Here is a 20,145-nt window from a genome sequence, read left to right on the forward strand (position 1 = left end):
CCCTCCACATGCAAGCTCCTAGCTCGCAAATCCTGTCCTTTTCGCCGGTGCCTCGCGATCCCGGCTTCGGCGTCTATGTGCACTGGCCGTTCTGCGCGGCGAAATGCCCCTATTGCGACTTCAACAGCCATGTCCGCCACAAGCCGGTCGACCAGGACCGCTACGCGAGCGCCTTTGAGCGCGAACTGAGGGAGGCGGCGCGCCGTTCGTCCGGCGAGACGGTGACCTCGATCTTCCTCGGCGGCGGCACGCCCTCGCTGATGGCGCCGGCGACGGTCGGCCGGATCCTCGACGCGGTCGCCGCCAACTGGACGGTGGCGGAGGGCGCCGAGATCACGCTCGAGGCGAATCCGTCCAGCGTCGAGGCAGAGCGCTTCCGCGGCTACCGCGCGGCCGGCGTCAATCGGGTGTCGCTCGGCGTCCAGGCGCTGAACGACCCCGACCTTCGCCGCCTCGGCCGCCTGCATGACGTCGAGCAGGCGCTGGGGGCGATCCGGCTCGCCCGCGAGACCTTTCCGCGGCTATCGTTTGACCTGATCTACGCCCGGCCCGATCAGACGGTCGAGGCCTGGGAGGCCGAACTGTCCCAGGCGATCGACCTCGCCGCCGATCACTTGTCGCTCTACCAGCTGACGATCGAGCAGGGCACGCCCTTTCACGCTCTCTACAAGGCGGGCAAGCTGATCGTGCCGGACGGCGAGACCTCGGCCCTGCTCTACGAGTCGACGCAGCGTCTGACGGCGGAACGCGGCCTACCCGCCTATGAGATCTCCAACCATGCCGTGCCGGGCGCGGAATCACGCCACAACCTCACCTATTGGCGCTACGGGCTCTATGCCGGGGTCGGGCCCGGCGCACATGGCCGCCTCATGGGCGAGCGAGGCCGCCATGCGATCGCCAACGAGACGCTGCCCGAAACCTGGCTGAAGATGGTCGAGGCCTGGGACTGGGGCGCCGTGGAGGACGAGCCGCTGACGGCCGAGGAACAGGCGGACGAACTGCTGCTGATGGGCCTCCGGCTCAGCGAGGGGATCGACCTCAGCCGCTGGCGGAAGCTCGCCGGCCGCGACATCGACCGGGAGAGCGAGGCCGATCTTCGTTCGCACGGCATGATCGAGCGGCTCGGCCCGGACCGCATCCGCGCGACGCCCGCGGGCATGCTGGTGCTCGATGCTGTGGTGGCGGACCTCGCCTGACCCCCGGCCTTACCCGGCCACGGTCAGCCACGGCCAGCGCGGGCGATAGTCGTCGGCCTTCAGCCGAAACCGTTCGGGCTGTGGGAAATGCGCGTTCATCCGGAGGATCCCGCCTTCGAGATCGCCGAAGCCGTCCGGCGCATAGACCGTCCTCGACCCCACTTCGACGGCGACGCAGGTGCAGGCGATGAGGAAGCGGTCGACCGACTCTCGCGCCGAGCCGAGCGGCGGATAGGTCACGCCGAACCGGCGTTCGAACCAGAGATGCACCCGCGCCTGGTTCCGCACCTCGACCCGCACGCCGAGATCGGCGGTCGCGGCTTCGACCCGCCTGATCACCCTGTCCTCGGCTTCGAAGCTCAGATCGGCCGCGTCGAAATAGAAGACGTCGTAATCGCGGACGCCCCAGCCGGCATCGCGGCCGGACTTCTGGTTCCAGACCGCCTGAAAGATGCAGCCGGCCGCAAGATGGCATTGCGGCAGGCCGAGCCGCGCCAGCCGGTCGAGAAGCGCGACATTGACGGGGTTGGCGAGGGCGCAGCCGAGGATCGGGTCGGACGACATGGTAGGATTCGCCTTGCTGCGCGCCGGCGCCGGCTCTCAGCCGGCTCCGGCCTTCGCCACCGGGCTCGTCTCGTCCCCGGGCGAGACCGTCTCGACACTGTCAGGCGCCCGATGTTGCGCGCGCTGGCGCGCCGGGCCCATCGCCTTGACGAGATTGTGGGCGGTATTGATCAGGCCGATATGGGAGAAGGCCTGCGGGAAATTGCCGACGAGCCGCCCCGCCTTCGGATCGTACTCCTCCGCCAGAAGCCCGAGATCGTTGGCGATGCCGAGCAGCCTGCCGAACAGCGCGAGGGCGTCGTCGACGCGGCCCGACAGGATGTAGGCATCGGCCAGCCAGAAGCTGCAGGCGAGGAAGGCTCCCTCCTCGCCGCCGACCCCATCGTCGGAATGGTCCGTCGAATAGCGCAGCACGAAGCCGTCGCGCATCAGCTCCCGCTCGACCGCGGCGATCGTGCCGGCGACGCGCGGGTCGTCCGGCGGCAGGAAGCCCAGCTGCGGCATCAGAAGGAGGCTCGCATCGAGAGTCTCCCCGCCGTAATATTGGACGAAGCTGTTCTTGTCGCGATTGAAGCCCTTCTCGCAGATCTCGGCGTGGATCTCGTCCCGCAGGGCGCGCCAGCGATACACCGGCCCGTCGAGGCCGAAGCGCTCGACGCTGACGACGGCGCGATCGAAGGCGACCCAGCACATCATGCGCGAATGGGTGAAGGCCCGTTCCGGCCCGCGCACCTCCCAGATGCCCCGGTCGAGCGACTGCCACGCCATTTCCAGATGTTCGAGCAGCACCTTCTGCATGCGCCAGGCTTCCTCCTGCGGCTGCAGTTCGGCCTCCCTCGCGGCATGCAGCGTGTCGATCAGTTCGCCGAAGACGTCGAGCTGCGTCTGGTCGGCCGCACCGTTGCCGACGCGGACCGGTAGGCTCGCCTCGTATCCGGCGAGCCAGGGCAGCTCGCATTCCGTGAGCCAGCGCTCGCCGGCAAGACCGTACATGATCTGCAATTGCGCCGGCTCGCCCGCGACGGCGCGCAAGAGCCACTGCCGCCAGGCTTCCGCTTCCTCGCGATAGCCGGCGTTCAGCAGCGCATAGAGCGTCAGCGCGGAATCGCGCAGCCAGCAATAGCGGTAGTCCCAGTTGCGCGAGCCGCCGATCGCCTCCGGCAGCGAGGTCGTCGGCGCGGCGACGATCCCCCCGGTCGGCGAGAAGATCAGCGTCTTCAGCGTGATCAGCGAGCGGACGACCGGCTCGCGCCACTCGTCCGGCATCGTCTCGAAACTGCCGCTCTTCACCCATTCGCGCCACCAGATCACCGTGCGCTCGAGGCTCTCGCAGCGGTCGGGCGCGAAATGCGGCGTCTGGTGCGACGGGTGATAGGAGAGCGTCATGGGCACGACGTCCCCCTCGCCCACCGTGAAGGAGGCGACCGTGCGCATGTCCCGCCCCTCGAGCGGCACATTGGTATGGAGCTCGACCGCATGCGGACCGGCGATCGCGGACAGGCCGTAGTCGCGCCGGCGCACCCAGGGCACGTCGCGCCCGTAGCCGAAGCGCAGGACGAGCTCCATCGACATTTCGACCGTTCCCGAAACGCCGGTGACGATGCGCACGAGATCGAGCTTCTGCTCGTCGTCGCTGAGCGGCATGAAGTCGGTGACCGCCACGGTCCCGGTTTCCGTCGTAAAGCGGGTCTCGAGGATGGCGGTGTCCGGAAGGTAGCGTCGGGCGACGGTAACCGTCTCGTCCGCCGGCGCAATCTTCCAGTAGCCGTTCTGCGGGCCGCCGATCAGGGACGCGAAGCAGGCCGGGGAATCGAAGCGGGGCAGGCACATCCAGTCGACCGACCCGTCGCTTGCGACAAGCGCCGACGAGATCATGTTGCCGATGAGACCATAGGACTCGATCGGTTTGCTCATGCTGGCGTCTCCATGCAGATTGATGCCCTCGCACATAGGCCGGAGCCGGGATTCGTCAGCCGGAAGACGGCAATCGGCGCCGGAAGGAAGGCTCCGCCGAGATCGATCGGGCTGGAAATGCCCGGAAGTTCCGGCCCGCGATGCAAGGGGTCCGGGTGCCGGAATCCGACTGCCTTATCGACGATGAGATGAATGGAAGGGGCTACCGCACCGACGTCTCACGACGGCCGCGCAACGATTGGCGGCGGAGCACAAGGATCACGCGCGCACACCGGGACACAGGCGGTCACTGCGGTCTGCGCTAAGCTGATGTCCGAGAGAAGATTAAGAGAATGGTACGGTTGGGTGGGTTCGAACCACCGACCTTCGGAGCCACAATCCGACGCTCTAACCAACTGAGCTACAACCGCACGCGCGGGCAAGGCCGCTTGAGGCTGGGAATAAGATTTTTCGCCGCCATGCGCAAGCCCGCAGAATGCGCATCCGGCATCGCGGCACGGCGCATGAAGAGGCGGCGGCGCGGCCTAGCTTAAGCCGCCTGGGCAGAGGCCGTCCACGCTAATGCGCCGAACGGCAGCTCGGCCGCGGAAGCAACCCGCGACCGGCGACATGTCTCGATGTGCCGCGGCGACTGCGGGAAAAATCCCGCCCGTCCGAAGTCAGTGGTTGCCGGAAGCCTTCTGGAACGCTTCGCGGCCCGGCTTCAGCATGTCCTGCGCGACGCTCTGGGTCAGCGACTGCATGTCCTTGACCTGGTCGGTCGCCATCTCGATCTGCTTGCGCACATAGGCGGTCTGCATCTCGATGATGTCGGCGAAGGACTTGGCGGCCATCATCTGGTCGAGATGCTGGAAACCGAGCTCGGCATTCGTGCGCATCGCGTCGATGGCCTTCTTCGACAGCTGGAGCGAACCCTGGTGGGCGTTCTCCATCGTCGACTCAAGCGCGCGCGTCGCCTCGTCGGCGGCCGACTTCATCCGACCATAGGCTTCCTTCGACTGCTCCATCGACTTCTGCGTCATGGCGCGGAAGGTCTCGGTCATCTGGCTGGGATCCATGCCCATCATCGACTGCGGGTTCGGCATCGCGAACGGATCTCTGGCGTCGGACATTCGACTGTCTCCTTATGAATTATTCTCTGGACCACCGCCTGTATTGCGACCAGCGGATGCCTCTTTGTTTATCATTTTTATTTGTGCAGTGCAACATACTCCCCACGATTCCGGCTCGCTCTCGCGGAAACGTTAACCCTTCCGGGCGACTAGGGCCGGGTTCGCATGGTCGGCGGCTTTATTCGCCGGATGCAGGCTATTATGAATCCATTCTTAAAGCGGCCGAAGAATCCGAATGCGGAGGAGCCCCTCGCGGCAGGCGGGCGGCCAGAGTGGAAGCGTAACCGATGGCGACATCGACGGTGCCCAATGCGTTGGCGATCATGGCAACGCCGCTCGTGCGGACGGCCAACACCGCCTCTGCCGCGCTTGCCGTGTTCTCGGCGGACATGTCGGCTCTCGTCTGGGTCAACCAGGCGGGGGCAGCGCTTTTTGGCCCCGCTTCGGCCGGCGCGAAGGCCGAGCCGTCCGGCGCCTCGCCGGCCATGCTGCGGCAACTGCGCGCCGCAGCGGGTACGTTGAGCCGCAAGGGCCGTGCAACGGCCATGATCCGCCCGGCCGCCATGGGCTTCGCCAGACCGCTGACCGCCGAACTCACGCAATTCGACGTGCCGGAGGCAGGCGCTTGCGCGCTGATGCGGATCGAGATGGCCGGACGGACGCCGGAGACGGCCGAGACGCGCGATGCGCGGCTTTTGGCCGAGGCCGGAGCGGCAGGACTCTACGGATCCGACGGCATCCAGCTTGCCGCTGCGCCCGCCACGGCCTTTCCCGATACGCTCGATGCGCAGGCGGTCAGCGCCTTTGCCGCCTCGGACGAGGAGACGGGAAGCCTCGAGGCGGCGGACGGCTCCCAGGTCGGCCTCGCCCGCATCGCGGCGGACCGCATCGCGGCCTGGCTGGTGTCCCCGCCGCGCCAGGACGATGCGGCACCGGACGAACCCGTGACGGAAGTCGCGGCCGAGGCTCCGCTCGCGGCCACCGGGCCCCAGCGCCTCCATTCAAGCTGGGGCGCCAGTGCAGCCGAGGCGGCGACCGGGCGAGTGGCGGCGCAGGAAGATGGTCCGCCGGAAGCCGGCACAGAGGCGGATGAACCCGCGGCCGCCGCTTCGGGCGAAGGGGAGCCCGACGAACAGGAGAGCGCGCCCCCCGCCTTGCCCGGCAACATGCAGGAAGAGGCCGCGAGTCCGCGGCGCGGGGACGCGGAGACCGTGTCGCGCCCGCTTCGCAGGCATTCGCTCTGGAGCGTTGGACCGCAGGATGCGGCGACCGACGCCGAGACCGCAACAGAGCCCCCGGAAGCCTCCGCGCCGGCTGCCGCCGGGCCCGAGCCTGTCGCCGAGGACGATGCGGTGACGTCCGATGAGGAAACGGCCGACGTGCCGCCACCGCCCGAAGCCGAGCCCTCCGCCGAGGACGGGACCGCATCGGACGAGCCCGACGAAACTGCGCCGGAGGCGGAAGCCGTGGCAGCGGCCGCCGAGGCGACTGGCGCGCAGAAGGCGGATGTCCGTCCGGTGACGGCGGCCGACTTCCCGCATGTCGGCGGGCTGTCGGAGGGCGAGGACGAACCCTTCCTGCCGCTGTTCGACGTTGCGCCGGTCCGCTTCGTCTGGCGGCTCGACGCCGAAGGCCGCTTCCGCTCGCTGTCGCCGGAATTCGCGCGGGCGGTCGGGCCGCTTTCCGCCGATGTTCTCGATCGCAGCTTTTCGGAGGTGGCGCGCGCCTATCGGCTCGATCCCGAGGGCGCTGTCGAAAGGCTGCTGCAGCGCCGGGACACCTGGTCCGGCCGCACGGTCTTCTGGCCGGTCCAGAACGCCGCCATGCGGGCGCCGGTCGATCTCGCCGCGCTTCCTGTCTATGCGCGCGACCGCAGCTTCGACGGATTTCGCGGGTTCGGCATCGCCCGGCTCGCCGATTCCGTCGCCGATCCGGATGCGCTCGGCCTGTCGCTCGGCCAGGCCATGGCGGGCGAGCCTGCCGGGTCGGAGATGAGGAGAGAGGACGATCCCCCGGTCTCGGGCGAAGCCCGGATGGCAAAAGCCCTCCTCCAGAGCATTTCGCCCGATTCCGCCGACGTTCCGTTCGGACGCCGCGATCCGTCCGAGCGGCCGGCCGGACCGGACGGCGCCGAGGAGGCGCGCAAGATCATCCGGCTGGAAGAGCGTCGCCGCTTGAAGGATGGAACCCTCAGTCCGGCGGAGGAGGACGCCTTCCGGGCGATCGGCGAGCGGCTGGCCGACAGACCGGGCCCGCGCGATCTCGAAGAGGCGGTCAGGCTGGCCTCCGCCCGTATCGAGGCGATCGAGGAAGGCCGCACGGGGACCGCCGACATCCTTGGCGGGGAAGCGGATGCCGCCGGTTCGCCGGACGCACCCGATACCCCCACGGCAGACCCCCGGAACGCGGCTCCCGCCGCGATCGACCGGCCCGCGACAGGGCATCCGCCGAGGCGCGAGATGCAGCCGGCCGAAGCCATGGCAGCGCAGGAGGGGGAAGCGTCTCCTGCCGATGAGGACGACGCGCAGTTCAGCAGCGGGCTGGAACGGATATACGGCTTCCTGCCGATGCCGATCCTGGTGCGCCGCCGCGACGAACTCGTCTACGCCAACCGCGAGTTCCTGGACCTCACGGGCTATGGAGACCTTACCGCCCTCGTCGCCGCGGGCGGCCTCGACGCTCTCGTCTGCGAGCCCGACGCGGTGACGGGCGCCAACGGCGCGGTCACGCTGCAAAGGGCGAATGGCGACCGGCTGTCGGTCCGGGCGCATCTCCAGCGCGCGACGATCGCCGGGCAGTCCTGCCTGGTGATGTCCTATTTCGCTTCGCCCCGGCTCTGCGCCGCCACGCTCGACCGCCTCGGCCCGGCCGCGGTGGCCGTCGCCCCCGATGCCGAAGCCCAAGCCGGCGGGAGCGCCGACGCGGGCGGCAAGGACGCGGCGGAGTTCGCAGCCGTGCTCGACCGGGCGGCCGATGGCGTCGTCCTGATCGACGAGGCCGGCGCCGTGCGGACGATGAATTCTTCAGCGCATTCGCTGTTCGCCATTCCCGAGGACGACGTGGCGGGAAGACCCTTTGCCGCATTGTTCGCGCATGAGAGCCAGAAGGGCCTGCGCGGCGATCTCGAGCGGCTGCGCGCCAGCAATGGCGGCAATGGCGAAGAGGCTGGCGATGCCGGTCCGCCGGCTTCGCCTATCGCGGAACGCAACGCCATCGGCCGGGTCGCCGATGGCGGCTTCGTCCCGATGGCCGTCCGACTGGTGCGCCTGCCCGAAGGGCGCGGCTTTGCCGCCGTCGTGCGGGACATCACCCGCTTCAAGGAGATCGAGGAGGATCTCGTCAGGGCGCGCAATGCGGCCGAGGCCGAGAGCATGCACAAGAGCGCATTTCTCGCCAACGTCTCGCACGAGCTGCGCACGCCGCTGAACGCCATCGTCGGCTTTGCCGACCTGATGGTCTCGGAAAGCCTCGGACCGATCGAGAACCCGCGCTATCTGGAATATCTGGAAGACATCAAGCGCTCGGGCCATCACGTGCTCGATCTTATCAACGAGCTCTTCGACATCTCGAAGATCGAGACCGGCCGTCTGAGCCTCGCCTTCGAGGCGATCTCCCTGACCGAAGTGGTGACCGAGGTCGCGGCGGTGACGGGCCCGCAGGCCCAGCGCCAACGGGTGATCGTGCGCACCCACCTGCCCTCTTCCGTGCCGCCGGTGGTCGCCGACCGCGCCACCTTGCGGCAAGTTGCCGGCAATCTCGTCGCCAACGCCATCCGCTCGACGCCGGCCGGCGGCCAGGTCATCGTCTCCACCCGCTACGACGCGCAGGAGGGCGTCGCCCTGCGCGTCCGCGATAGCGGGGGTGGCCTGCGCGAGGACGAGATCACGGCGCTGATGCGTCCGATGCACGAGGGCGGGCCGCAGGGCGCACCGGCCGAGGGAGGCGGCTTCGCGCTCGCCCTCACCAAGGCGATGGTCGAGGCCAACCGGGCGACCTTCACGGTTTCCTCGTCCCCCGGCGAGGGGACCCTCTTCGAGATCGTCTTTCCGCCGGCGCGCGTTCTCATCGACTGACGGCCCGCGCGCCTACCGCGCCAGCATTCCGCGATAGAGATCGGCGACGGTCGCCATGACCGCCTCCTCGGTATAGCCGCCGAGAACCCTTGCGCGGGCGGCCGCGCCCATGGCGGCGACGCGGGCCGGATCGGCGGCGAGTTCGGCGAGCCGTTCGGCAAGCGCCGCCGCGTCGTCCGGCGGAACCACGAAGCCCTCCACCCCGTCGCGCACGAAACTGCGGCACCCCGGGACGTCGGTGGTGAGGATCGCACGCCCGCAGGCCGCGCCTTCCAGAAGCGAACGCGGCAGACCCTCGCCGCCCCGCGAGGGCAGGCAGCAGACGTGGTAGCCGCGCCAGACGGCCCCGACGTCGCGGGTCCGGCCATGCCAGGCGATGCCGTCGCGACTCTGCCACTCCGCCAGCCGCGCCCCGGGGATCGCCTTCGGATTGTCGGGGTCCGGTGCGCCGTAAAGCGACAGCGTGATGTCATGACCGCGGGCGCGCGCCCTGGTCACGGCCTCGACGGCAATGTCCGCCCCTTTCGACCAGAGCATGCGCGAGACGAGCGCGACCTTCAGCGGCGGCTGCAGCGGCATCGGCGCCGCCGCGAAGGCCTGCGGATCGACCCCGGCGCCGCCGACGATGGTCACGCGCGGGTCCGTTGCCGCAAGGCCAAGCAGAGCGGGGTCGTCGGAGTTCTCGAAGAGGAAGTGCGTGCCGGCAGAGGCGAGCCCGCTGCGGATCGCGGCGCGCAGGGCCAGCCGGGCGGATCGCCCGACGAGGTCGGTCTTGGCGCCCAGAAGGCCGAAGCCGGTGACGGCGAGGATGCGCCGGTCGATGCCGGCGAGCCGCGCCGCCGCAGCGCCGGTCATGATGCCCTTCAGCGAAATGCAGTGGACGATGTCCGGCCGTTCCGTCCGGAAGATCGCGGCGAGCCGCGACACCGCCGATGCCGTCGCGAACGGGCTGAGGCTGCGCCGCTCGGCCTCGAGCGGCACCAGGCGCCCGCCGGCCGCCGCGATCGGGCCGGCATGATCGCGCACCCGCGTCGCGACGATCACCTCCAGCCCGAGCCCGGCGGCCGCGCGGATCATCGGCAGGAAATGCGAGGCGACGAACCAGTCCTCGGTCGCCACGAAGGCGATCTTGGCTCTCGGCGGAACGGGCTGCATGCGGCGGCTGCGACCTCTGCTTGACGATGACTCGGCGACAGGCCTTAGAGCGCCGCGCGTCCGTTTGGACGCGCAAAGGACGCTCTAACTCATTGAATCTTCGCATCGTGCTTTCCGAAAATCGATTCCGATTTTCGGGCCGATGCTGTAGCATCCGGCCGGTGCGACGCGGAGTCCCGGTCGCGCCTTGTGCACGCTATGCGCTGCCGCCGATGCCTCTATTCGGCCGCCGGCTGCAGTCCCGCGGGCTGATCGCGTTCCGGCCGGACCTTGTGCGGGAACTCGGTCACCCGCTGCCAGGTCGGGGCGGCCGGCAGGAGCTCCGGCTGGTTCGCCGGCAGGATCTGGCCGGAATAGGCCACGGCCAGCTCGCCGCCGACATGGCCCGGCTCTTCCTCCGCGCGGTTCGGCTTCAGCATCCACCGGAACAGCCGGCCGGTGACATGGCTGAGATCGTCCATCAGCGTGTAGACTGAGGGGATGAAGACCAGCGACAGGACGGTCGAGACCACCAGGCCGCCGATCACCGCGATCGCCATCGGCGCGCGGAACTCGCCGCCCTCGCCCGAGGCCATCGCCGCCGGAACCATGCCGGCGACCATGGCGAGGGTCGTCATGATGATCGGGCGCGCCCGCTTGCGGCCGGCATCGATGATCGCCTCGGTCTGGCTGACGCCATGCTTTTCCTGCTCGACCGCGAAGTCGACAAGCATGATGGCGTTCTTGGTGACGATGCCCATCAACATGAGAATGCCGATGACGACCGGCATCGAGACGGCATTGTGCGTCAGGAGCAGCGCGCCGACGACGCCGCCGACCGAAAGGGGCAGCGAGGCGAGAATGGTGATCGGCAGGAAGACGCTGCCGAACAAGAGGATCAGGACGACGAGCACCATCATGATGCCGGCGCCCATCGCCTGCGCAAAACCGCCGAACACCTCGGCCTGGATCTCGGCATCGCCCGTCTCCTGCAGCCGCACGCCCTCGGGCATGTTCTTGACCGCCGGCAGTTCCCTGATCTTCTCCAGTCCCTGTCCGATCTCGTAGCCGGGCATCATCGACGAGCCGACCTTGACCAGGCGATCCCGGTCGTAGCGGTCGATCGTCGAGGGGCCCTGGCCGAAGCGGATGTCGGCGACCGAGTCGAGCGGCACGGAGGCGCCGGCAGCCGTCGTGACCCGCAGGTTCTTGATCGTCGACAGGTCCTTGCGGGCGTTCTCCTCGAGTTCGACGCGGATCGGCACCTGCCGCGCGCCGACATTGAACTTGGCAAGGTTGGCGCCGACATCGCCGATCGTGGCGACCCGGACGGTCTGCGAGATCTGGTCGGGCGTCACGCCGAGATCGGCGGCCTGGTCGAGGCGCGGCCGAATGCGGATCTCCGGGCGCGGGAATGAGGCCATCGCCGAAGGGTTGGAGAACATCGGGTCGCGCCGCATCTCGCTTTCCAGGCGCGAGGCGACGTCGGCGACCTTGTCGCCGTCAGCGCCGAGAATTCCGACGGAGAGTTCGCGCTCGCCGCGATCGTTGACGTAGAAGGAGCGGATGTCGGGAATGGCCGCCAGCTTGTCGGCGATGATCGGCTCCAGCTCTGCCTGGCTGCGGGTGCGTTCCCACTTGCGCGACAGGTTGATGGTCAGCGCCGCCCGGCGCAGTTCCAGCGTTCCCGTCGGGCTCGACCCGCCGATGACGAGGACGCTCCGGACCTCCGGCAGTTCCTTGATGGTCCGCATCGCCTTGTCGGCCGCCTGACGCGTGTCCTCGAGCGTCGCGCCCGGCGGCAGTTCGAGCGAGGCGACGATGCGCGAGGAATCCTCCTTGGGAATGAAGCCCGTCGGCAGGTATTTCGTGCTCATCATCGACAGCACGAAGAGACCGATGCCGGCGATCAGCGTCAGCCAGCGCCAGCGCACGGTCACGCGCAAAATGCCGGTATAGGCCCGCATGACGAGCCCGTCGCGATGCTCGACCCGGTGCGGCCGGGCGATATAGGCGAGAAGCGCGGCGAGGATGATCGCGCCGCCGCCGATGGCGAGCGACAGCTCCACCGCCCGCTCGTAGCTCACCTCGGGCAGCATTCCCGCATAGGAGGCGACCGTCGCCACGAAGCCGTTGCCGAGATCGGCGCCGGGGATGAAGACGAGCGCGAAGAGCGCGCCGATCGCAAGCACCGCCAGCGGGCCGAAGAGGCCGAGCTTCCTGCCGAACAGCCGGAAGAAGCCCGGGCCCTCGGTCGCGTGCGGCCGGAAGAAATAGGCGGCGAGCATCGGCGTGATCAGCCGCGCGACGAGCAGCGAGAAGAAGACGGCCATCGCGACGGTCAGGCCGAACTGCTTGAAGTACTGCCCGGCGATACCGCCCATGAAGGAGACCGGCGCGAAGACCGCCATGATCGTCGCCGTGATCGCGATGACGGCGAGGCCGATCTCGTCCGCCGCCTCCATCGCGGCACGATAGGGCGTCTTCCCCATCGCCATGTGCCGCTCGATGTTCTCGATCTCGACGATCGCATCGTCGACGAGAATGCCGGTGACGAGGGTGATCGCCAGAAGGCTGACGAGGTTGAGCGAGAACCCCATCAAATCCATCGCCCAGAAGGTCGGGATCGCCGCCAGCGGCAGGGTGATCGCAGCGACGGCCGTCGCGCGCCAGTCGCGCAGGAACAGGAGAACGACGATGACGGCGAGGAGTGCGCCTTCCTCCAGCGTCTCCATCGCCGACTGATAGTTGCCGAAGGTCGAGGTGACGCTGTCGTCGATATTGGCGAAGGTGACGTCCGGATAGGCCTTGGCGAGTTCGGCAACCTTCTCCGCCGCCGCGTCGGCGACGGTCGTGTCGGAGGCGCCCTTGGCACGATAGATCGAGAAGGCGACGACCGGCTGCCCGTCGAGCCGGGCAAAGGAGCGCGGCTCCTCCCAGGCGTCGATCACCTCGCCGAGATCCGACAGGCGCACCTGGCGCCCGCCCGCGAGCGAGATCTTGGTGGATGCGAGACCCGAGACCGTGTCGGCGGCGGCGAGCGTGCGGATCGCCTGCTCCTGGCCGCCGAACTCGGCCCGGCCGCCGGAGCGGTCGACATTGGTCGAGCGCAGCTGCGCGTTGACCTGCGCCGCCGTGACGCCGAGCGCGGCGAGACGGTCCGGATCGAGCCGCACCTGGATCTCGCGTTCGACACCGCCCATGCGCTCGACCCGGCCGACGCCCTTCAGCCCCTGCAGGGCGCGGATCACCGTGTCGTCGACGAACCAGGAGAGCTGTTCCGGCGTCTTGCCCGGCGCATAAGCGCCATAGGTGACGATCGACTGATCCTCGACATTAAGCCGCTGGATGATCGGCTCCTCGATCGTCGCCGGCAGGTCGGAGCGGATCTTGGCGATAGCGTCCTTGACGTCGTCGAGCGCCCGGCTGCTGTCGATCTCGAGCCGGAACTCGGCCGCCGTCACCGACGAGCCGTCGGTGATCGTCGAGGTGACGTGCTTGATGCCGGAGACGCTCGAGATCGCGTCTTCGACCTTCTTGGTGACCTGGGTCTCGAGCTCCGAGGGCGCCGAGCCGGATTCGGTCACCTGGACGGTGATCACCGGCACGTCGATGTTCGGAAAGCGGGTGATCGGCAGCCCGGAGAAGCTGACGAGCCCGAGCGCAATCAGGACCACGAAGAGCAGGACCGGCGGAACCGGGTTGCGGATCGCCCAGCTGGAGAAGTTCCAGTTCATCACTCGGCCTCCGCCGTCTTCATCGGAACGGGCGTGACGGCGTCGCCGTCGCGCACGAAGGTGCCGGCCAGCGCGACGACATCCTCGCCTTCCTTCACGCCCGTCCTTATCTCGATCGAATCGCCGTCGGAAATCCCCGTCTCGACCGTCCGGGTCTTGACGGTTCCGTTCTCGACCACCTGGACGGTGGCCTTGTCCCCGTCGAAGATGACCGCAGTGCGCGGCACGACGACGCCGCGATCACGCGCGATCTCGACGACGCCCCTGGCGAACGAGCCGGCATGCAGCGCATCCGACTTCGGCAGCGCGATACGCACATCGCCGAGCCGCGTCGTCTCGTCGACCTTGGGCGACACCAGGCGGATCTTGCCTTCGAAGGACTTCTCGCTGCCGGGCAGGTGGACGGTGACGGGCTGGCCTTGGGACAGCCCGGCAAGCTGCGTCTCGGGGACGGCGGCGGCGAGTTCGATCAGGCCGTCTCGGGCGATCTCGAACAGCGCGCCGCTCGCCGACGAGACGATGCCGCCGAGCCTGACCGAGCGGGACAGGACGAGGCCGTCGGTGGGCGCCTTGATCTCGGCTTTCGATTTCCTCAGCTCGAGCTGCTTGCGCGTCGCCTCGAGGACCGCCTTGTCGGCCTCGGCCACCGCGACCCCCTGCCTGGCGTTGGCAAGGCTCGCCCGGGCCGAGGTCGCGGCCTGAACGCGCTGGTCGAGGACATCCTGGCCGACGATCCCCTTCTTGGCGAGCGGCTGGGCTCTGGCGAGCGCCGCCTCGGCCTCCTTGACCACCGATTGTGCGTTTTCGATCTGCGTCTGCGCCTGGCCGAGCGCGGCCTCGGCCCGCGCGATCTGGGCGGTGTTCTGGGCTAGGTCGGTGTCGATCATGTCGGTCTCGAGCCGCGCCAGGACTTCGCCCCTGGTCACCATGTCGCCCTCCTCGGCGAGGAGCTCGGCGACGCGCAGGCCTTCCACGTCCGCGCCCACGACGACCGTCTCACGCGGGGTGAGCGTGCCGGTGACGGTGAGGGCCGACACGAGCTCCCGGACGCGGGCGGTCGTGACGGATATGCTCGGAGGCTGCGGCGTTTGGACCGTCCCCGCGGGAGCGTCCTCGGCGGCCGCTGAAACCGCCGCGCCGACGCTGAGCACGCCAAAGAGCGCGAGCGTTGCAAGCTGGGCGGTGAAGGAACGGATAGACATACGCATGCCTCGAAATCTCAATTTCACGCACGGTCCTCGCGGACCGTAATTGGGCGCTGCCGCCGCGCTGCGCCATGTGGCTGCGCGCCGCGGCCGGGCCTACGTCATTCGCCCGGCGCGCCGGGCGCAAGCAGGCCCGCGACGACCCGCCTCAGATAGGGACGGATGGTCTCCGGATCGGTCGGCTCGAACTGCAGCCGCATCACCAGCCCGTCCCCGACCGCGAACAGGACGGTCAGCACGACCTCGAGGTCGATCGCCGGATCAACCTCACCCATCTCCTGACCGCGCCTGAGGGCGCTCAGCATGGCGCCGCGCACCTCCATCTCGATATCCTTGAAGCGCTGGCCCACGGACGTGTTGCGCAGGCTTTCCGAACAGATCTCGACCATCAGCCCGCCGGATTCGTCGTCCCGGATCTGACGCAGATAATCGACACCGACCTGCGTGATCCGGTCGACCAGCGGTCCGTGCGAGGAGAGCGCAGCCATGCATTCGGCCGCCTGGACCCGCTCCTCCTCCGCGATCGCCTCGATGATCGAGTCCTTCGACGGAAAATAGCGGTAGAGCGCGCCGGGGCTCATCTTCGCTTCCGCGCAGATCTGCTGCATCGACGCGCCATGGAAGCCGGCGCGGGCGAAGCAGGAGCGCGCCGCCATCAGGATATGAGCCTGGCGCTCCTCATGGGCGCTGGGCTGCACGCGCTCGGCGGGCGGGGTCTGCGGGGCGGACGAAATCGCGGACAACGGCATTCCAGACAGGATGAGAGCGAACGATCGTTCGCATATACCCCCGCGACTGGATCTTGTCGAGATGCAGTGCAGCAATTCAGGCCGCGAGCGACATGCACGGGAGCCTTCGCTGACCCCGCAGGCTGATGCTCTCCGGCGGCCGCGATACGCCGCAGCACGCTCCGGCTGCGTCGCAGATTTGATAACGCCACGCGGTTAAGGAATCCGATATGCAGCCCTCACGGCAGGTGGGGCCTGCGCGACCGCCATGCCAGGGTCCGACCGTCTTTGACAAGGGCCTTTCGATGCGCGCGAGGCAGGCATGCGCGAAGGCGGCCGGTTCTCGGCGGCGCGGCCCACTCGCCGCCATCTCCGATCCCGAGACTTGAAGCGCGCAGGCACCGACGGAAACCTGTCCGGCGCGCAACCGCGCCCTTGATCGCTCGTTACACGCGGTCGGGCGTCCGCGGCATGCGCTTCGGCGCAGGCTTCTGGCCGGAGCGCTCGGCGGTGTCGGCCGCCGCGTCCGCCTCGGCCTCGGCTTTCGCCTCCTCCTCCGTCGGCGGCGGCGCATCCCCTGCCACGGCGTGCGGATCGGACGTCGGACCGGCGCGATGTTCGCCATAGGCCTTGGTGAACTCGGCGCCGAATAAGAGGATCTGCGAGGAGTAGTAGACCCAGAGCAGGATCGTCACCAGCGAGCCGGCCGCGCCATAGGTCGAGGCGAGACCGATCGCGCCGATGTAGAGGCCGATCAGGAACTTGCCGAGCTCGAACAGCAGCGCCGTCAGGAAGGCCCCGACGAACACGTCCCAGGTGGCGATGCGCACCTCCGGGAGGATCTTGAAGATCACCGAGAAGAGCGCCGTCGAAGCGGCGATCGAGAACAGCGTATTGACCAGGAAGACGAGGACCGACGCCCCCTCCACATGGCCGGTCAGATAGGCGGCGAACGCCGTCAGGCCGGTATTGATCACCAGCGAGACGAGTAAGAGGAAACCGATCGTCAGCACCAGCGAGAAGGCGAAGATCTGGCTTCTGACCGCGAGTGTCAGCGGCGGGATGTTCGGTTCGGTCTTCCAGATCTGGTGGAGGTCGTCCCGCAGTTCGACGATCGCGCCAGTCGCCAGGACCATGAAGACGACGATGCCGACGAGCGTCGTCCACAGCCCGGTGCCGAAATGCGCGGCGCTCTCGAGCATGGTCTGGATCGCCTGCGACGGGCCCTCGCCGACGATCCCGGAGATCTGGCCGACGATCGCGGTGCGGGTCGCTTCGCGGCCGAAGAAGAAGCCGGCGATGTTGATGGAGATCAACAGAACCGGCGCCATCGAGAAGATGGTGTAGAAGGAAAGCGCCGCGCCAAGGCTGAGGCAGCGATCGTTCCACCAGCCGATCAGGCTCGTGCGGACAAGGCGAAGGAAGGTCATCGGCCTCTTGCGTCATAAGGGGGCAGCTGCCCCTCAATCTAGGCGCGCCGTCCGCTTCGTCAGCCGCAATTCTCCGGTCCGCTCAGCCCACCAGGGGCGCGACCTCCATCGCGCCCTCGACGATCATCCGCAGCGCGACGAAGAGGATCACCAGGAGCCCGGCATAGGCGATCCAGCGATGGCGCGCGAGCAGCCGCGCGATCAGGGTGGCCGCCAGTCCCATCAGCGCCACCGACAGGACCAGGCCGAGGCCGAGCACGACGAGGTGGTCGCGAGCTGCCCCGGCGACCGCGATGACGTTATCGAGCGACATCGACACGTCGGCGACGATGATCGTCCAGACCGCCGAGGCGAGGTTCTTTCGCGGCATCCCCGCGCCGTCGGCGCCTTCGGCAAGAGCGCCTTCGCCCGCCCCCTCGCGCAGTTCGGCCCACAGCTTCCAGGTGACCCAGAGCAGGAGCAGACCGCCGGCCAGAAGCAGTCCCACGATCTCGAGGAGTTCCGTTGCCACAACGGCGAACCCGATCCTGAGGAGGGTTGCCGCGGCGATGCCGATCAGCACGGCCTTCGAACGCTGCTCCGGCGGCAGGCCAGCCGCCGCGAGCCCGATCACCACCGCATTGTCGCCCGCCAGAACGAGGTCGATGAAGACCACCTGGGCCAAGGCCATCAGCCCGTGGAGCGTGAGAGCGTCCATCACCGGCGAGCACCAGTCGCGGCGGTCGCCGGCGCGTTGTCCGTTCGATGCGGGACGAAGCGGGCGCAGAACGGCCCGGCGCGGCAGAAAAACCGCGCCGGGCCGGAAAGGGCCGGCCCGCACCGTTGGGCACCGTTGAGATTTGCGGACCTGTCCCTTGCCCCTGAAAACGTCACGCTCTGGCGGGCCGGATGGCTTCGCCGCAGCCTTTGCGTTCTGCGCCGGTTCGGCTCTCGAAGGACAGTTTGCAGATCGCCGGATTTCGGTAAACTGAGAATTTGTAAGCTCTCCATAAGCAAAATTTGGGCTCCGGCCCTGCGGGATGACGGGACGGCGCCCCGCGATCGCGCGGATTCTCCTCAGACGAAAATCGACGCGACCGCCACCGAAGCCGACAGGGCAAGGCCGGCGATCAGGACGAAGCTGCGGTTCCAGACCAGCCCCACCTTCAGCGCCGTGGTATGCCCGAGACGGCCGATCAGCAGCGTCGTCGCCGTGAAGGGCGAGGTCGCGCCGGCCAGCGACCAGCCGGCCGTGAGCGCGAGCACGACGACATTCGGAGAGACGCCCATGGCCGCGGGGTCGGGCAGGAGCGGCGCGAGAAGCGAGACCGACAGGATCGGGTTCATGCCGGCCTGGCCGAGCAGCGGGATGATCCAGATCATGGCGACCAGTATGATCCAGGGCGGCGCGATGCCGAAGTCGATCGCGTGGCCGGCGGTGAGCGGCTTCAGGAGCGCTCCGCCGATGGCACCGATCACGCCGGCCATGACGAGGAGGACGAGTTCGGAGCGGTAGGACGGGAACTCGGAGAAGGCGAGCTTGGTCAGCCGTCCGCCGAGGCCGAGATGCGGCCCGGCTCCGCCCGAGACCTGGATGGCGATCCAGCCGAGCGAAATCAACGGTACGATCAGCATGACCACCGCGATGACCCTCAGCCCGGTCAGGATTTCCAGCGTTCCGACCGCGGCAAAGAGCAAGGCGAGGAGGAGGACGAGGGGCTGCAGGTCCCGCCAGCTCCCTTGAGTCTGCCGGGCGCCGGCGATCGAGGCCGTGGCGGAGGCCGTCAGCTTCGGCTTGTAGATCGTGTCGAGCGCCCAGCCGATGAATGTCATCAACGCGGCATGGAAGATCGCCAGCCCCGCGACGCCGCTCCAGGACGAGCCGGGGATGATCGAGGTCGAGATCGCGATCGCGAAGGCGAGCGGCGACCACAGGAGCGAGGCGCAGAAGCCGCGCTGGATCGCGAGCAGCATGCGGCGATTGCGGATCTCGCGCACTTCCACGTTCGGCTCGCGGTTGGCGATGCTCTCGGTCAGGCCGCCGAGCAGCGTGATCGAGCCGTAGGACAGAAGCAGCGCGAAGAGATGGCCGCCGATGGTCAGCGACAGATAGCGCTTGCCCGGCGGCTGGCTGGCGAGATACTGGCCGCATCGCTCGATCGCCGGCGAGGTCGAGGCGGGATTTCTGAGCGAGGCGAGGGCGATGAAGAAGGTCGCGATGAACGCCCCCTCCTCCAGCCCCTTCAGGACGATCCTGACCCAGTCGGCGCGCAAAGCGAAGGCGGCGAGCATCAGCACGAGCCCGATCGCGACGAAAGCCTGGCGCGACCGACGGGCGGTGGGCGTGGCGAGCGCCAGGAAGACGACGACCCCCGCCGATCCGACCAGCGCCGCCATTTCGCTGCCGATCCACTCGCGTAATACCACGGCGACCGCAGTCGCGATCAGCACGATTCCAAGGACACGGTCGAGCACGGCGGGAAGGAGGCTCCGGACGGGATTGCTCCCGGTGTCTTAGCATCTTCGGCGCCGGCGTCACGGGCGAAAGGTGAATTTCGAAGACCGCTGGCGATCGCTGGAGGATGCAGGCCTCCGGTCGGACCCGGTGCTAGCGTGAAATGGGGAGTTGATGTCATGCCCAAAGCCGACAACCGCACGATCAGCCTTTCCAGCGAACTTGCCGCCGCGGTCGATGAGGCCGTCGAGGCGGGAGCATACGGCAACGCCAGCGAAGTCATTGGCGAGGCATTGCGGGAGTGGAAGGAGCGCCGCGATCTTTTCGGCTATAGCCGGGACGAGCTGCGCCGTCTCATCCAGGAGGAGATCGATAGCGGTCCCGCAGAACCCTGGGACCGAGAAGCGTTCCTTGCAAAGGCTCGGCAGCGGCTTGCCGAAAGGCAGTCGCGCAAAGCGGGCTGATGGGTTCGTTGCCGATCGCTTTGACGCAACGCGCCGAGGACGATCCTGCGCGTGCTGCACGGCAGCCGGCGCATTCGGCCGGAGGACGTGACCGCAGAGGCGGGGTAGCCGCCTATCCCGAGACGCTGCGAAGACGCCCTTCCCGCCCCGCCGT

Annotated in this window: 13 protein-coding genes and 1 tRNA gene; 3 read left to right on the plus strand and 11 right to left on the minus strand. The window is 68.4% G+C overall.

Annotation, left to right across the window (positions count from 1 at the left end; all coding sequences use genetic code 11):
* The first annotated feature begins 8 nt into the window (after nt 1–8).
* Nucleotides 9–1,196: a radical SAM family heme chaperone HemW gene (hemW, locus tag LH400_RS05965; protein WP_229151762.1), complete on the plus strand. Its 1,188-nt coding sequence runs from the start codon at nt 9–11 to the stop codon at nt 1,194–1,196.
* Between the two features lie 9 nt (nt 1,197–1,205).
* Here the strand turns inward: hemW and LH400_RS05970 are convergent, their stop codons facing one another.
* The 4 genes from LH400_RS05970 to LH400_RS05985 all read right to left on the minus strand — a co-directional run bounded on the left by LH400_RS05970 (nt 1,206) and on the right by LH400_RS05985 (nt 4,786).
* Nucleotides 1,206–1,760: a nucleotidyltransferase family protein gene (locus tag LH400_RS05970; RefSeq protein WP_229151763.1), complete on the minus strand. Its 555-nt coding sequence runs from the start codon at nt 1,758–1,760 to the stop codon at nt 1,206–1,208.
* A gap of 36 nt (nt 1,761–1,796) precedes the next feature.
* Nucleotides 1,797–3,674 carry a glycoside hydrolase family 15 protein gene (locus tag LH400_RS05975; protein WP_229151764.1) on the minus strand — a complete coding sequence of 626 codons (1,878 nt, stop codon included), beginning with the start codon at nt 3,672–3,674 and terminating at the stop codon, nt 1,797–1,799.
* A gap of 333 nt (nt 3,675–4,007) precedes the next feature.
* Nucleotides 4,008–4,084, minus strand: a tRNA-His gene (locus tag LH400_RS05980).
* A gap of 249 nt (nt 4,085–4,333) precedes the next feature.
* Nucleotides 4,334–4,786 carry a phasin family protein gene (locus LH400_RS05985; RefSeq protein WP_229151765.1) on the minus strand — a complete coding sequence of 151 codons (453 nt, stop codon included), beginning with the start codon at nt 4,784–4,786 and terminating at the stop codon, nt 4,334–4,336.
* A 287-nt stretch (nt 4,787–5,073) separates the two neighbouring features.
* Between LH400_RS05985 and LH400_RS05990 the strand changes: the two genes are divergently transcribed.
* Nucleotides 5,074–8,859: a histidine kinase dimerization/phospho-acceptor domain-containing protein gene (locus LH400_RS05990; protein ID WP_229151766.1), complete on the plus strand. Its 3,786-nt coding sequence runs from the start codon at nt 5,074–5,076 to the stop codon at nt 8,857–8,859.
* A 12-nt stretch (nt 8,860–8,871) separates the two neighbouring features.
* On the opposite strand, the gene LH400_RS05995 is transcribed toward LH400_RS05990, so the two are convergent.
* The 7 genes from LH400_RS05995 to LH400_RS06025 form a co-directional block, all read right to left on the minus strand.
* Nucleotides 8,872–10,014, minus strand: coding sequence for a glycosyltransferase (locus LH400_RS05995; RefSeq protein WP_229151767.1), 1,143 nt, complete (start codon nt 10,012–10,014; stop codon nt 8,872–8,874).
* A 218-nt stretch (nt 10,015–10,232) separates the two neighbouring features.
* Complete coding sequence (locus LH400_RS06000; RefSeq protein WP_229151768.1) at nt 10,233–13,730, minus strand: efflux RND transporter permease subunit; 3,498 nt, start codon at nt 13,728–13,730, stop codon at nt 10,233–10,235.
* Nucleotides 13,730–14,932, minus strand: coding sequence for an efflux RND transporter periplasmic adaptor subunit (locus LH400_RS06005; protein ID WP_229151769.1), 1,203 nt, complete (start codon nt 14,930–14,932; stop codon nt 13,730–13,732). Before LH400_RS06005 ends, LH400_RS06000 begins: the two co-directional genes overlap by 1 nt.
* 104 nt (nt 14,933–15,036) lie before the next feature.
* Nucleotides 15,037–15,678 carry a TetR/AcrR family transcriptional regulator gene (locus tag LH400_RS06010; protein ID WP_229151770.1) on the minus strand — a complete coding sequence of 214 codons (642 nt, stop codon included), beginning with the start codon at nt 15,676–15,678 and terminating at the stop codon, nt 15,037–15,039.
* A 431-nt stretch (nt 15,679–16,109) separates the two neighbouring features.
* Nucleotides 16,110–17,093: a YihY/virulence factor BrkB family protein gene (locus tag LH400_RS06015; protein WP_229151771.1), complete on the minus strand. Its 984-nt coding sequence runs from the start codon at nt 17,091–17,093 to the stop codon at nt 16,110–16,112.
* An 82-nt stretch (nt 17,094–17,175) separates the two neighbouring features.
* Nucleotides 17,176–17,790, minus strand: a complete 615-nt coding sequence (locus LH400_RS06020) for a YjbE family putative metal transport protein (RefSeq protein ID WP_229151856.1) — start codon at nt 17,788–17,790, stop codon at nt 17,176–17,178.
* A gap of 359 nt (nt 17,791–18,149) precedes the next feature.
* A complete protein-coding gene (locus LH400_RS06025; protein ID WP_229151772.1) occupies nt 18,150–19,547 on the minus strand; it encodes a hypothetical protein in 1,398 nt (465 codons plus the stop codon).
* 159 nt (nt 19,548–19,706) lie between these two features.
* Here LH400_RS06025 and LH400_RS06030 point away from each other — a divergent pair, with 159 nt between their 5' ends.
* Entirely contained in the window at nt 19,707–19,991 is a 285-nt protein-coding gene (locus LH400_RS06030; protein WP_229151773.1) for a type II toxin-antitoxin system ParD family antitoxin, read from the plus strand.
* Nucleotides 19,992–20,145 lie beyond the last annotated feature (154 nt).

Origin of the sequence: Jiella soli (genome assembly GCF_020615385.1) — a bacterium.
Classification (GTDB): domain Bacteria; phylum Pseudomonadota; class Alphaproteobacteria; order Rhizobiales; family Rhizobiaceae; genus VKMB-3413.